The 13,752-nt window shown below is 62.0% G+C and carries 15 protein-coding genes; 6 read left to right on the forward strand and 9 right to left on the reverse strand.

The window, feature by feature from the left end:
• Positions 1-36: 36 nt before the first annotated feature.
• On the reverse strand, positions 37-381 hold the full coding sequence (locus AC56LH_RS17255) for an AzlD domain-containing protein (protein ID WP_183556141.1): 345 nt from the start codon (positions 379-381) through the stop codon (positions 37-39).
• A complete protein-coding gene (locus tag AC56LH_RS17260; protein ID WP_499648043.1) occupies positions 374-1,132 on the reverse strand; it encodes an AzlC family ABC transporter permease in 759 nt (252 codons plus the stop codon). The genes AC56LH_RS17255 and AC56LH_RS17260 overlap by 8 nt, the downstream gene beginning before the upstream one ends.
• 223 nt (positions 1,133-1,355) lie before the next feature.
• Here AC56LH_RS17260 and AC56LH_RS17265 point away from each other — a divergent pair, with 223 nt between their 5' ends.
• The 3 genes from AC56LH_RS17265 to AC56LH_RS17275 are packed head-to-tail and all read left to right on the forward strand — an operon-like array spanning position 1,356 to position 3,173.
• Positions 1,356-1,550: a zinc-finger domain-containing protein gene (locus AC56LH_RS17265; protein ID WP_499648045.1), complete on the forward strand. Its 195-nt coding sequence runs from the start codon at positions 1,356-1,358 to the stop codon at positions 1,548-1,550.
• A gap of 47 nt (positions 1,551-1,597) precedes the next feature.
• Positions 1,598-2,581, forward strand: coding sequence for a YheT family hydrolase (locus tag AC56LH_RS17270; RefSeq protein WP_499648046.1), 984 nt, complete (start codon positions 1,598-1,600; stop codon positions 2,579-2,581).
• Positions 2,582-2,585: 4 nt separating this feature from the next.
• On the forward strand, positions 2,586-3,173 hold the full coding sequence (locus AC56LH_RS17275) for a DUF2946 family protein (protein ID WP_499648048.1): 588 nt from the start codon (positions 2,586-2,588) through the stop codon (positions 3,171-3,173).
• A 51-nt stretch (positions 3,174-3,224) separates the two neighbouring features.
• Here the strand turns inward: AC56LH_RS17275 and AC56LH_RS17280 are convergent, their stop codons facing one another.
• The gene (locus tag AC56LH_RS17280; RefSeq protein WP_499648050.1) at positions 3,225-4,811 is read right to left on the reverse strand and encodes a M48 family metalloprotease; all 1,587 of its coding nucleotides are present in this window, start codon (positions 4,809-4,811) and stop codon (positions 3,225-3,227) included.
• Positions 4,812-4,886: 75 nt separating this feature from the next.
• Between AC56LH_RS17280 and moaC the strand changes: the two genes are divergently transcribed.
• The gene (gene moaC / locus AC56LH_RS17285; RefSeq protein WP_499648052.1) at positions 4,887-5,393 is read left to right on the forward strand and encodes a cyclic pyranopterin monophosphate synthase MoaC; all 507 of its coding nucleotides are present in this window, start codon (positions 4,887-4,889) and stop codon (positions 5,391-5,393) included.
• A 1-nt stretch (position 5,394) separates the two neighbouring features.
• Here the strand turns inward: moaC and AC56LH_RS17290 are convergent, their stop codons facing one another.
• Entirely contained in the window at positions 5,395-6,327 is a 933-nt protein-coding gene (locus AC56LH_RS17290) for a MerR family transcriptional regulator (protein WP_499648054.1), read from the reverse strand.
• A gap of 168 nt (positions 6,328-6,495) precedes the next feature.
• On the opposite strand from AC56LH_RS17290, the gene AC56LH_RS17295 reads away from it, so the two are divergent.
• Together AC56LH_RS17295 and AC56LH_RS17300 are read left to right on the forward strand one after the other, a co-directional pair.
• Entirely contained in the window at positions 6,496-6,951 is a 456-nt protein-coding gene (locus AC56LH_RS17295) for a fasciclin domain-containing protein (protein WP_183556134.1), read from the forward strand.
• 156 nt (positions 6,952-7,107) lie between these two features.
• Positions 7,108-9,174, forward strand: a complete 2,067-nt coding sequence (locus AC56LH_RS17300; protein ID WP_499648056.1) for a S9 family peptidase — start codon at positions 7,108-7,110, stop codon at positions 9,172-9,174.
• A gap of 107 nt (positions 9,175-9,281) precedes the next feature.
• On the opposite strand, the gene AC56LH_RS17305 is transcribed toward AC56LH_RS17300, so the two are convergent.
• From AC56LH_RS17305 to recX, 5 genes are all read right to left on the reverse strand, one after another.
• The gene (locus AC56LH_RS17305) at positions 9,282-9,755 is read right to left on the reverse strand and encodes a pilin (RefSeq protein WP_499648058.1); all 474 of its coding nucleotides are present in this window, start codon (positions 9,753-9,755) and stop codon (positions 9,282-9,284) included.
• A 306-nt stretch (positions 9,756-10,061) separates the two neighbouring features.
• Positions 10,062-10,943, reverse strand: coding sequence for a succinate--CoA ligase subunit alpha (gene sucD / locus AC56LH_RS17310; protein WP_332532790.1), 882 nt, complete (start codon positions 10,941-10,943; stop codon positions 10,062-10,064).
• 19 nt (positions 10,944-10,962) lie between these two features.
• Positions 10,963-12,132, reverse strand: a complete 1,170-nt coding sequence (gene sucC / locus AC56LH_RS17315; protein ID WP_183556131.1) for an ADP-forming succinate--CoA ligase subunit beta — start codon at positions 12,130-12,132, stop codon at positions 10,963-10,965.
• 66 nt (positions 12,133-12,198) lie between these two features.
• Positions 12,199-12,762, reverse strand: coding sequence for a DUF2889 domain-containing protein (locus AC56LH_RS17320; RefSeq protein ID WP_332532788.1), 564 nt, complete (start codon positions 12,760-12,762; stop codon positions 12,199-12,201).
• A 513-nt stretch (positions 12,763-13,275) separates the two neighbouring features.
• On the reverse strand, positions 13,276-13,740 hold the full coding sequence (gene recX / locus AC56LH_RS17325; protein ID WP_499648060.1) for a recombination regulator RecX: 465 nt from the start codon (positions 13,738-13,740) through the stop codon (positions 13,276-13,278).
• Positions 13,741-13,752 lie beyond the last annotated feature (12 nt).

Here is a 13,752-nt window from a genome sequence, read left to right on the forward strand (position 1 = left end):
GTCAGCGTGGCAATAGTGAAAAAACGTCATTGTACATCAGGGGGTGCCGCCAAAAACGTGCAGAACACGCAGTGCCGTAAAGACAAGCATGCCGAATAAAATCGTTAGCAGCATGTTACGGCGCCACACATAGAACGCAAACGCGGCCAGCCCCGCCAGCAGCTTCGGGTTGGCCAGCGTGAACTGCAGCCCGCCCTGCGGATCGATCAGAAAATCGGGCCCGATGATGGCTGCCAGCGCGCAGGCCGGCGCATAGCGCAGCATTTCCTGCACCCGTGGCGGAATCGATACGCGGTGGCCGATCAGCCAGAATGAACTGCGCGTGGCGGCCGTGGCCACGCACAGCACGCCAATCACCACCCAGATTTCCCAATCAGCCACGGCGCGCCTTTATCTTGTTCATTGTTTCTTCGATGACCATCGCTGTCACCATCCCGACCAGCACCGCCAGCAGCAAGCCCAGCTTGTAAGGCAGCTTATAGGCCAGCACCGAGACCGTGCCCGCCACAAGCACGCCGCACAAAGCGGCGCGGTTGATCATCAGGGGCACCATGATGCAGAGAATGGCCAGCGTGCCGGCAAAGCCCAGGCCCCACTCGGCCGGCACGGTGCTGCCCAGGAACACTCCGATCACCGAACCAATTTGCCAGGCGCCCCAGTTCGGGAACATCAGGCCCTTCAGGTACGACAGCTTGCCCACCGCCGGCGTCGGACTCGGATATTTCTGCAAGAACAAGGCCACGGAAATATCGCCCGAGATATAGCCGAGATACAGGCGCTGACGCCACGGCAAGTGGGCAAAGTGTGGCGCCAGCAGCGCCGAAAAGATCACGAAGCGCAAATTGACGACCAGCGCCGTGGCGAAGATGACCCAGATCGGCGCCTGCGCCGCAATCAGCGGCAGCGACGCCAGTTGCGCCGAGCCGGCGAACACCAGCAGCGTCATGCCCAGCGCCTGCGGTACGGACAGGCCACTCTTGACCATGGCGATGCCCACCACCAGGCCCCAGGCGGCGATGCCGAACAGCGTTGGCAGGCCGGTCTTGAACCCGTCGCGAAATGCGTCGCGATCGGGCGCGTCGCCGATGGTGACCGGAAGCTGGCCCGCCGGCTCGCCGGCGTTCACGGACATGACGGTGTGGCGATCGTGCAACTTCCGGGCATCGGAATGACGGCTAAGACGACCGCAGCGGTCTGGAAACAGTGGGGCATGAAACGCATGGAATGGGGCGACGCCACTTGAGAAAGGGGCGCTTGGGCTCAATATGTTGAGCGCATTATTTTACGGTCATTTCGGCAATAGGGGGAATCCGTTAGAATCCTGTCTTTGCCCACCTGCCAGACGGAGACACCAGATGACCCAAAAGACGATACCAATCGTGGAACTCACGGCGAAAGACTTGCCGGCGCACTGCCCGAACCCGGCCATGCCGCTGTGGTCGTCGCACCCGCGCGTGTTCCTCGATTTCGACCACCATGGCGAGGCAAAGTGCCCATACTGCGGCACCGGCTACCGCCTGGCGCCAGGCACGGTGCTCAAGAACCACTGATCTTTTGGGGCGTACGCGATTGCCGGCGCCCCTCTCCTTCCTTCTTCATGCCCTACCGCGCACCGCGCTGGCTGCCTGGCGGCCATCTCCAGACCATCTACCCGGCGACCTGCATCGCCAAGCCGCCCGTTGCCTACCGCCGCGAGCGCTGGACGAGTGCGGACGGCGATTTCGTCGATCTCGATTTTGTCGACGGCCAGCCGGGCCAGCCGCTGGTGGTGCTGTTTCATGGGCTGGAAGGCTCGTCCGACAGCCATTACGCACGGGCGCTGATGGCGGCCCTGGCCACGCGCGGCTGGTCGGGCGTGGTGCCGCATTTCCGCGGCTGCTCGGGCGAGCCGAACCTGGCACCCCGCTTCTATCACTCGGGCGACGCGGCAGAAGTCGAGTGGATCGTGCGCTCGCTGCGGGCCCGCCATGCCGGTGTGTTCTACGCGGCCGGCGTGTCATTGGGTGGCAACGCGCTGCTGCGCTGGCTGGGTGAATCAGGCCATGGCGCCTCGATTGTCGATGCGGCGTGCGCGGTCTCGGCCCCGCTCGACCTGGCGCGCGGCGGCGCGGCGCTGTCGTCGGGCTTCAACATGATTTACACCCGGATGTTCCTGCAGACGCTCAAGCCCAAGTGCCTGGCCAAGCTCGACCAGTTTCCGGGCCTGTTCGACCGCGCCGCGCTGCTCGCCGCGCGCGACCTGTACGCGTTCGACAATGTAGTGACCGCGCCGCTGCACGGCTACCGCGACACCGACGACTACTGGCACCGCGCCAGCGCGCGTCACGTGCTGGACGCGATCACCGTGCCGACGCTCGTGCTCAATGCGCGCAACGATCCGTTCCTGCCGGGGATGTACCTGCCGGCGTCGGCATCGGCTGCGGTAACGCTCGAGTATCCGGCCACTGGTGGGCACGTGGGCTTTCCGACCGGGCCGTTTCCGGGGCGGATCGACTGGCTGGCGCAGCGCATCCTGCAGCATTTCGACGGCGTGGCGGGCACCCGCGCGCTGACCGGCGCCGAACTGTGCGATGCTGGCTGACACTATGGACGATATCGTAAAACAGGCAATGGCCAAGTGGCCAAACGTACCGCACTGCTATGGCTGGCTCGCGCTCGATGCGCGCGGCCACTGGCGCATGCGCGACGAAGCGACCCAGCAGGCCGGCTTGCCCGGCGACCGGCTCGAGAACGAGAAACTGGTGGGGTTCATCAACCGCAACTACCTGCATGACGAACGGGGCAACTGGTATTTCCAGAATGGCCCGCAGCGCGTGTACGTGAATCTGGAGGCCGCGCCGTTCATTGCACGTACCGATCCGCAGCAGGGCTTGTTGCTGCAGACCGGGCAGGCGCTGACGGCTGTCGAGCAGGTGTTTCTGAGCGATGCCGGCGCCGTGCTGTTTGCGGCTGGCGAGATCGTGGCGCAGCTCGATGACCGCGATGTGGCGCAGGTCCTGGGCCAGTTCACGCTGGATGGCCGCAGCGCATCGGACGACGCCGTGATGGCGTGGCTGGGCGGCGGCGCTGGCACGCTGGCGTTGCCGTGGCAGGGCAAGATCTTCACTGTAGAACGGGTGGCGGCCGCCGACTTGGCGCAGCGGTTCGGGTTCAACAGGATGCCATCGCCCTGAGCCGGTGATCGTTGCCGGCGCTGGTTTCGGGCCGGATGATCTGGCTGCCCGTCAATCGTCCTTCTCTTCCTTGTCCTTCTTCTGCTGCGCCTCGAGTTCGCGGGCGCGCGCATCGATCACGGCCTGGTCGTAGAACGATGCGTCGCGCGCCTTGCGCGCCAGTTCCAGCTGCGCCATCGCGGCCGGTGTGGCGCCGGCCAGCACATACGATTCGGCCAGTGCCATGTGCTGCAGCGCGATCTTGCCCTGCTTCGCGTAGGCCTTGGCCAACAGATCCTGCAGCTTGTATTCCTCGCGGTATTGCTGCGACTGGTCACGCAGAAAGCGCGTGGCCTCGTCGAGTTTGCCGGTCGCAATCATGGCGTCGGCGTACTGGTGCGCCAGAGAACGCGACAGCGGGAAGCGGCCATGCATCGTCTCGGCTTCCTTTACGGCCTCGGCCAGCACCGATGCCGGCTGACTGGGTGCCATCTTGATCTCGATCGCCAGGCCCGCGTACATGGTCGCGCCATCACCGACGTTCGACGCCACCGACAGCACACCTTCGCGTGGCTTCATCGTTTCGCGCGACTTGTCGAGCCAGCTCTGCGCGTCGGCCAGGTTGCCCTGCTTGAGCGCCAGGTAGGCCAGGCCATATTGGGCGCCGGCCTGCTGATAGCGGTGCGTTTCCTTGAGCTGCGTGTTGAATGCGCTGCGCGTGTTGCGTTGGCCCTGCTCGCTTGGCTCCTGCAGCACGCGGATGCGTGCGCGCACCAGATGAAAGTCGAGGCTGTCGACGCGCTGCTTCTTGGGCATCTCGCGGATGCGTGCCTGCATGTCGCTGATGCGTTCCTGGGTCAGCGGGTGGCTGCTCAGGTTGCTCAAGCCGGCCGGCAGGTCGCCATACAGCTTCGTGGCATTCTGCAAGCGCCTGAAAAACGCGACGATACCGGTCGTGTCATAGCCGCCCGCCTCCATGATCTGGAAACCCACGCGGTCGGCTTCGCGCTCGGCCTCGCGGCTGAAGTTCAGCTGACGCTGGACCACCAGGCCCTGACCGCCCATCAGCACGCCCATCGCCGCGTCCGAGCCGGCCTTGGCCGCGAGTGCTGCCAGAATCATCGACGCCAGCGGCAGCAGGATATCCTGGCGCTGCTGGCCCAGCATGCGCGCGATATGGCGCTGCGTGACGTGGCCGATCTCGTGCGCCACGACGCCGGCCAGCTCGGATTCGGTCTGGGCTGCGATGACTAAGCCCGAGTGCGCACCGATGAAGCCGCCCGGCAGCGCAAACGCATTCAACGCCGCATCGCGCACGGCAAAGAAATGAAAATCGGCATTGGTTTCGCCCCGCGCACCGGGCGCTGCGGCAACCAGGCCATTGCCGAAGTTGTTCAGGTATTCGGAGATCGGCTCGTCGTCGAGGTAATCGCGGTCGCGCCGGATGTCGCGCATGATCTCTTCGCCCAGCTTGCGCTCGACGACCGGCGACAGGTCGACGCGCGCGGTGTCGCCCAGCGTCGGCAGGTGGATGGGATCGGCACGCTTGAGCGGATCGGATTGGGCGGCCACGGCAAAGGCCGCCGTCGTGCACAAGGCAGCGGCAGTCAGGACGGGGCGCCAGTGGCGCACGGATGCTGGTCGGACGGCAGATTTCACGGTGCTATCATAACCGTATCCGCATGCACGCTGCTGCTCCCAGAACACTTTGTTACCCAACGATACCAACCCTTCATGACGCCTTCCAGCCCGACCGCAGACCATCTGACCCACTTCGACGCCACCGGCCAGGCCCATATGGTCGATGTCGGCGCCAAAGAGGATACGCACCGCATCGCGGTGGCCGCCGGCACCATCCGCATGCAACCGGCCACGCTGGCCCTGATCACGTCCGGCAGCGCAAAGAAAGGGGACGTGATCGGCATTGCGCGCATCGCCGCGATCATGGCCTCCAAGCGCACGAGCGACCTGGTGCCGCTGTGTCACCCGTTGCCGATCACGCGCGTGGCGGTCGATTTCGAGATCGATGCGGCGGCCAACAGCATCCATTGTCGGGCGCAGGTGGAAACCATCGGCAAGACCGGCGTCGAGATGGAAGCGTTGACGAGCGTGCAAGTCGGCCTGCTGACCGTGTACGACATGTGCAAGGCGGTCGACCGCGGCATGGTCATGACGGATGTGCGGGTGCTCGAAAAGCACGGCGGCAAGAGCGGCGACTGGACTGCCGCCATAGACACCTGAGTCAGTTAAGGGCTTTCGGCAACGGCAACCCTTCCGTAATGGCCAGATGCTCCATCGCATCTTCCATCACGACGCGCGCCCGCCCTGCCGCCATTTTCAGCCGCGCATGCAGCACCTCGTCTTCCGGATTGCGGTGGGCGCACTGGTCGCTGTAGCGCTCGAAGCTGGAAATCATCATCAAGATCTCGGACAAGTGGCGCGGGCATTCGCAATTGAGGCGATTGGCTGCCGCCGTCATGATGTTGCCCAGCGCCTCGTCGTCGAAACGGGGCGGCGCCACGGGCGGCAGTGGCTGCTCCTGCAGCGGTGGACGGTGGCCGGTCAGGGCCGACTGGCACAGCAACGCCAGTTCGGACAGGTCAGCCGGAATGCGCGCGACCAGGCAACCTTGCGCGCGCAGGGCACGAATCGTGGCACTGGAACAAAAGCGGTACAACACCACGACGGCCGCGACGCCGCTGGCCTCGCGTGCGGCGGCGATCGGCGCGATGCCGGAATCGTCGAGTTCGGACTGCTCGATCACCAGCACGTCAGCCCCCACGTCGCGCGGCAATCCCAGCGCTTGCACCAGCGTAGCGCAATGACCGCGCACGTCCAGTCCGAGAGAAGCTTGTCCGGTCGCGGCGATACGCCGCGACAGCATGGCGCCAACCAGCAGCACGCGCGCTGGCGACGTAGCGATCGCCCTGGACTGGCCATCCAGGCCCAGCATCGATTGGAGCTGCTCACGGTTCAAGCCCGCCAGCACGCCGATCGAATGGCCCTGGTCGACCAGTTGCTTGAGCAGGCCCAGGCGCGCAACCTGCTCCGCCGAATACAAGCGCTGACCGCGCTCGGAGCGCTGCGCATCCGACAGGCTGTAGCGGCGCTCCCAGACGCGCAGCGTTTCTACCGGCAAACCCGCCAAGCGCGCAGCTGCGCCGGTTCGGTACATGATCGGTTCATGATGTAATCTTAGCGAGTTTTCCATAATATCGTCCCTTGATTGAACCTTTATTATCCTACAGAAACGGTGCACACGTTAGACAATTGAGAAAAATCAGCCTACATTACTCCTAACGCGGTTCATACTGAGCTGCGAAAAACCACATGGAGTCATACGATGAAAAAATTTCTGATCGCACTGCCACTCGCCTTCGCCTTCGGCGCCGCCAACGCAGCAGATATCGTTGATACCGCCAAATCGGCTGGCACGTTCAATACGCTGGTCACGGCTGTCCAGGCTGCCGGCCTGACCGACACCCTGAAGGGTCCGGGTCCGTTCACCGTGTTCGCGCCGACGGACGCAGCATTTGCCAAGATTCCAAAAGCCAAGCTCGACGCACTGCTGAAAGACAAGGCCGCGCTGACCAAGGTGCTGACGTACCACGTGGTGCCAGGCACCGTGAAGGCAGCCGACGTCAAGCCAGGCGACGTCAAGACCGTTGAAGGCAGCGCCTTCAAGGTGAAAGTCGCTGGCGGCAAAGTCATGGTCGACAAGGCCACCGTCACCAAGACCGACATCGTCGCCGACAACGGCGTGATCCATGTCATCGACACGGTCATCATGCCAAAATAATCACAAACGTCCTGTACGTCAGGGAACGTTGAAGCGCCCCCGCTGTCCGGCATTGCCGGCAGCGGGGGCGTTGTCGTTATGGGCTGGCCCGGCACGCGTGGTACATTCCCGGCTTGCCTGCGGCACCCGGCCGCGGGACTGATCGACGAGGATGGCATGAAATTTCGTTTGATGACGGTGGCAGCGGCGACCCTGGCCGCCACCACCGCAATGGCCGCGCCGCGCGGCTTCACTGTGGAAGACCTGGTCAATATGGAACGGGTCGGCAGCCCGGCCGTGTCGCCCGACGCCACGCGCGTGATTTACACCGTGCGCAGCACCGACATGGAAAAGAACCGCGGCAATACCCAACTGTGGATGATCGACCTGCGCGCCGCCAAGCCGACGCCCCAGCGCCTGACCGACCATGCGTCGAGCAGCGCCGATCCGGAATGGTCGCCGTCGGGTGACGCCGTGTATTTCCTGTCCGCGCGCTCTGGCTCGTCGCAGGTATGGCGCCAGCCGGTGGCCGGCGGCGCGCCCGTCAAGGTCACCGACCTGCCGCTGGACGTCGACAATTTCCGCCTTGCGCCCACGGGCGACCGTCTGGCGTTCAGCCTGGCGGTATTCCGCGACTGCGCCGACCTGGCCTGCACCAAGGCCCGGCTCGATGCGAAAGAAAAAGAAAAGGCCACCGGCAAGGTGTATGACCGCCTGTTCGCGCGCCACTGGGATACCTGGAACGACCACCGCAATGCAGTGTTGTTCTCGGCGCCGATCGGCGCAGCAGGCGCGATCACCGGCGAGCCGGTCAGCCTGTCGGGTTCGCTCGACGGCGACGTGCCCTCGAAGCCTTTTGGTGACCGCGAAGAATACCGCTTCAGCCCGGACGGCAAAACGGTTGTGTTCTCAGCCCGCATCGCTGGCAAGACCGAAGCCTGGTCGACCAACTTCGACCTGTACAGCGTGCCCGCCACAGGCGGCACCGCGCCGCGCAACCTGACGGCGGACAATCCGGCCTGGGACACCAAGGGCACGTTCTCGCCCGATGGCCGCACATTGGCTTACCTGGCGATGGCGCGCCCTGGCTTCGAGGCCGACCGCTATCAGATCATGCTGATGGATGTGGCGACCGGCACCAAGCGCCCGCTGGCCGCCAACTGGGACCGCTCGGCCGGCAGCCTGGTCTGGCGTGCCGATGGCAAAGCGCTGATCGTCGATGCGGAAGACATCGGCCAGCACCGCCTGTTCTCCATCGACGTGGCCGGTGGCAAGGTCACGCCGCTGACCGACACCGGCGCCGTGGGCGCGTTCGATCTGCGCCGCGATACGCTGGTCTATACCCATGCGAACTTGTCCGCTGGCGCGCAGTTGTTCTCGATGAAGCTGGGCGCCAAGCCGAAGCAGCTGACTACGTTGAACACCGAGCTGTTGAAAGACGTGCGCTGGGGCGAGGCCGAGCAGTTCTCGTTTGCCGGCGCCAATGGCGACACCGTGTACGGTTACGTGATGAAGCCGTGGAATGCGCAGCCTGGCCAACAATATCCGGTGGCGTTCATCGTCCACGGCGGGCCGCAAGGCAGCTTCGGCAACAGCTGGAGCTACCGCTGGAATCCGCAGACCTATGCCGGCGCCGGCTACGCCGCCGTGTTCATCGACTTCCACGGTTCGACCGGCTATGGCCAGAAGTTCACCGACTCGATCAGCAACGACTGGGGCGGCAAGCCGCTGGTCGACCTGCAAAAGGGCTACGACGCCGCGGTGAAGAAGTTCCCGTGGCTGGACCGCTCACGCGATTGCGCGCTGGGCGCGTCGTATGGCGGCTACATGATGAACTGGATCGCCGGTAACTGGTCGGATGAGTTCAAGTGCATCGTCAATCACGACGGCGTGTTCGACACGCGCGGCATGGCGTACTCGACCGAGGAGCAGTGGTTCACGGACTGGGAAAATGGTGGGCCGTACTACAAGGTGCCGGAGAACCATGAGCGCTTCAATCCGGTTCATCACGTTGCGAAGTGGAAGACGCCGATGCTGGTGATCCAGGGCGATCTGGACTTCCGGATTCCAACGGCGCAGGCGCTGGGGACGTTCACGGCGCTGCAGCGACAGGGTGTCGAGAGCAAGCTGCTGGTGTTTCCGGATGAGAATCACTGGGTGCTGAAGCCTGCCAATTCGGTGCAGTGGCATCACACGGTGAACGGGTGGCTGGATCGGTTCCTGAAAATACAGCCCGTAAAGTAAAGCTGCAATGCAAAAGCCCGCTGAAAGCGGGCTTTTTGCGATGAGGAAGTTACACTTAAAGTCTAACCTCCCCCCATCAGACCAAGCTGATCAAACTATTGCCAACGTTAGACTTTTGGCAAGAACTTAGCTGGCACTTGACCGGTAACGTCGGTCGTTGGCAGCGTGGTCTTGCACTGAGCACCTTCAACACAGGTGATCGTGTAGACAATCGACTTGCCGTCAATTGCCGAGTTGCTGGTACCTTGCATGACAACCGTCACAGTGCCAGTGGTTGCAGAAGTACCGGCAGCGGTAACCGACGTGACGTATTTACTCGTGATTGCGGTAGCATCTGGCAGACCCAGCAGTGGATTGGTAGTAGCGGTAGCCAGCGTACCTTCGTTAAACGCTTGTGCCACAGCCAGACGCGCAGGTGCCGAGATCGAGGCTGCTTCGCTGACTTTCGCTTTAGCGGTGTAGTCGCTGTATGCTGGAATCGCGACAGCCGCCAGAATACCGATAATGGCAACGACGATCATCAGTTCGATCAGGGTGAAGCCGCCTTCGGCCTTTTTGGTTTGCATTTGCTTGAAGTTCATTTTAAATCTCCGGGTTGGGTAGTTCAAAAAAGTGGACCTACGTATCTTGTGCTGCTCACTGCTACGCTTTCTTATATGCAAGCGCTGTGCCAGCCCAAAAATGGCGTAAAACGGTCGATTTTATGAACAACAAGCCAACAAACGCCTGCTTCAGCACAAAAAACGGCACGCTGAATGACAAAATTTGTCAGTGCCGCACGGCAATTTTTGTCATTCACGGTCTGGATCAACAAAACCTGTCGCACCAAATAGAAAACGGGGAGCTCGCGCTCCCCGTTTTATCTTACGACCAACAGATCGTCAGAATTACAACATGGCCTTCAGCAGACGCGCCATTTCCGACGGGTTCTTGGTAACGGTGATACCGCAGGCTTCCATGATTTCCAGCTTGGCTTGCGCAGTATCTGCACCGCCCGAGATCAGCGCGCCGGCGTGGCCCATGCGCTTGCCTGGTGGCGCGGTGACGCCAGCGATGAAGCCGACGACTGGCTTCTTCATGTTGTCCTTGATCCAGTAAGCCGCGTTGGCTTCGTCCGGACCACCGATTTCGCCGATCATGATGACCGCGTCGGTATCAGGATCGTCGTTGAACATCTGCATGACGTCGATGTGCTTCAGACCGTTGATCGGGTCACCGCCGATGCCGACTGCCGACGACTGGCCCAGGCCCAGTGCGGTCAGCTGTGCAACTGCTTCATACGTCAGGGTACCCGAACGCGAGACGACGCCGATGCGGCCCTTGCGGTGGATGTGACCTGGCATGATGCCGATCTTGATTTCGTCAGGGGTGATCAGGCCTGGGCAGTTAGGGCCCAGCAGCAGGGTCTTCGAACCCGCTTTGGCCATACGGTCCTTGATTTCCATCATGTCACGAACTGGAATGCCTTCGGTGATGCAAATTGCCAGGTCCAGCTCGGCTTCGACGGCTTCCCAGATTGCAGCGGCTGCGCCTGCTGGTGGGACGTAGATGACCGACACGTTGGCGCCGGTTTCTTTTTTCGCTTCAGCAACGGTTGCGAAAATCGGGATGCCTTCGAAATCTTCGCCGGCTTTCTTCGGGTTCACGCCAGCAACGAATGCTTCCTTGCCGTTTGCGTACTCGCGGCACATGCGGGTGTGGAACTGACCGGTCTTGCCGGTGATGCCCTGGGTGACTACTTTGGTATCTTTGTTGATCAGAATCGACATTTTTTTATTTCCTTAGCAATTAGGCTTGACCGGCAGCAGCGGCGACGACCGACTTGGCTGCGTCTTCCATCGTGTCTGCGGCGATGATTGGCAGGCCCGATTCGGCCAGCATCTTCTTGCCCAGGTCTTCGTTGGTGCCCTTCATGCGCACGACCAGCGGCACTTGCAGCGAAACGGCTTTCGATGCAGCGATCACGCCTTCGGCGATGACGTCGCAACGCATGATGCCGCCGAAGATGTTGACCAGGATGGCTTTCAGGTCAGGGTTCTTCAGCATGATCTTGAACGCTTCGGTGACTTTCTCGGCCGTGGCGCCACCGCCGACGTCGAGGAAGTTGGCTGGCTCGCCGCCGAACAGCTTGATGGTGTCCATGGTGGCCATGGCCAGGCCGGCGCCGTTCACCAGGCAGCCGATGTTGCCGTCGAGCGAGATGTAGGCCAGGTCGAATTTCGATGCTTCGACTTCAGCTGGATCTTCTTCGTCCAGATCGCGGTAAGCGACGATTTCAGGACGGCGATACAGGGCGTTCGCGTCAAAGTTGAACTTGGCGTCCAGGGCGATGATCTTGCCGCTGCCGGTGACGATCAGCGGGTTGATTTCGGCCAGCGATGCATCGGTTTCCCAGTAGGCTTTGTACAGGCCCTGCAGGTTCGCGCGTGCGTCGGCGATCGAGCCGGCTGGCACACCGATCTTGGCGGCGACGTCGTCAGCCTGCTCATCGGTCAGGCCGACTTTCGGGTCGATGATGACGTTGTGGATTTTTTCCGGGTTGCTGTGCGCGACTTCTTCGATGTCCATGCCGCCTTCCGACGAGGCCATCAGCACGACTTTCTGGCTGACGCGGTCGGTGACGAGCGAGACATACAGTTCTTGTTTGATGTCGGCGCCTTCTTCGACCATCAGGCGACGGACTTTCTGGCCTTCCGGGCTGGTCTGGTGCGTGATCAGTTGCATGCCCATGATCTGGTCAGCATATTCCTTGACCTGCTCGAGCGATTTGGCGACCTTGACGCCGCCGCCCTTGCCGCGGCCACCAGCGTGGATCTGCGCCTTGACGACCCAGACCGGACCACCCAGTTCTTCAGCAGCTTTGACAGCCTCTTCGACCGACATGCACGGAATGCCGCGCGGAACGGTCACCCCGAATTTTCGGAGGATTTCTTTGCCCTGATACTCATGGATCTTCATGCTGGCTTCCCTTCTATCTATTACTGAATTAGAAACGGTTGAACTACAAAAAAAACAAACGACGACTTAACCCGCCACAGCCTTGATGGACCAGCGCGGGTAATATTTGGCCACGGCGGGGCCGTCGCTGCGCAGGGCATGGCAACGGTCGAGCTCAAATGGACGGTCGGATGACGTGACGCCTTGCCCGCCTGGGGCATCGACGGTGTCGTCAGCAAAGGCTTGCAGCGCTGCGGTGGGCAGCACCTGGGCCAGTTCGGTCAGATGGGTGCAGCCGAGCACGCCGGATAGGCGGTCTTTCAGATGCAACCGGAAATGGTTCACGAGCGAGAGCCCGATCAACTTCTTGTAGGCAGGGCCGATGGTATCGCAAAAGCCCGGATACGGGACGGCATCGGATGCGGCTTCGGCATCAACGATGTTCAGGTCACGGTCGATCGTGACGCGTAGCTTCAGGTCGTGCACTGGCGTGCCGCCGGGCCGTTCGCCGGAAGCAAGTTCAACAGTACGCGTTTTCACATCGCGGATGCTGGCATCAAGATCCCACATGCCATCGTCGCGCGCATAGGCGTCGACTGTGATGGCGCGCGTATGCCGGAGCGAGCGCGATACGGGAAGAGACAAAGGCATAAATACCAGTGCCGTCGAGACGGCGGTTAGTGATGCAGCCGGTGTGCTAGTGCACGTCACCGCAGCTTCTGCGGCAACAACCGCTCATGCGGCGCTGCTTAAACCCGTAAAGTTTATCACAGCGTCCCGCCCGGCGCATCGCTAAAAGGGCACATCACTGCCTGCGTCGCAGGAGATGCCCGGACTTGGCAGGCGCTTGACAGCGTGTTTGACGCATATGGTATGCGCATGAAGGCCAGCTAACCATTGCTGCCATTCATGAAGTGAATAAGAGATATGGCGTTTGTTTGTCGAGCATCGCCGACGTATGAAGGCGCCAGCGTGCAGCGCCATCGCCCGTTGAGGAATATGCGTTCGCATATCGGGGATGACGCTCCACGCTGGCGCCTGGGCGCAGCATGAACTTGTTGCATGCGCGATCACTGTCGGAAGTGAAGGCAAGCGGTGACGATCAGCAATAACGACACGGGATCACTACAACCGATGACTGCAGCCGCTGATTGCCAGCGCTAACTAGTCGGGAAACTCGTCGTCGTCAGGCGTGCCCTGCATCGCCGCCCGTGCGGCGCGCTGCGAAAAACCACGCTGCAGCAAGAACCGCATCTGCTTGGCGCGCGCTGCGGCATCCTCGGCAACCGTGCCGAACTTGCGCTGCCAGATTTCGACCGCACGCGCGGTCTCGCTGTCGGACAGCCCGGCCTCGATATCGACCAGGGCCTCGCTCGTTAATCCATGACTTTTCAATTCGGCCATCACGCGACTGTCGCCATAACGGCTCGCTTTACGGTTGACCAGGGATTCGGCAAAGCGCTCCTGCGACAACCAGTTATTTTTTTCAAGAAAATCGAGCAGCGCATCGACGTCATCGCCCTCTTCCGCATACTTGGACAGCTTGCGGCGCAATTCAAAGCGGCTGTGCTCGCGCTGCGACAGATAACGCAGCGCGCGGCCCTTGAGACTGAGTACGGGTGCTCGCATGGGTAACGTCAG

Source organism: Telluria sp. LT1R51-2, from assembly GCF_059685775.1.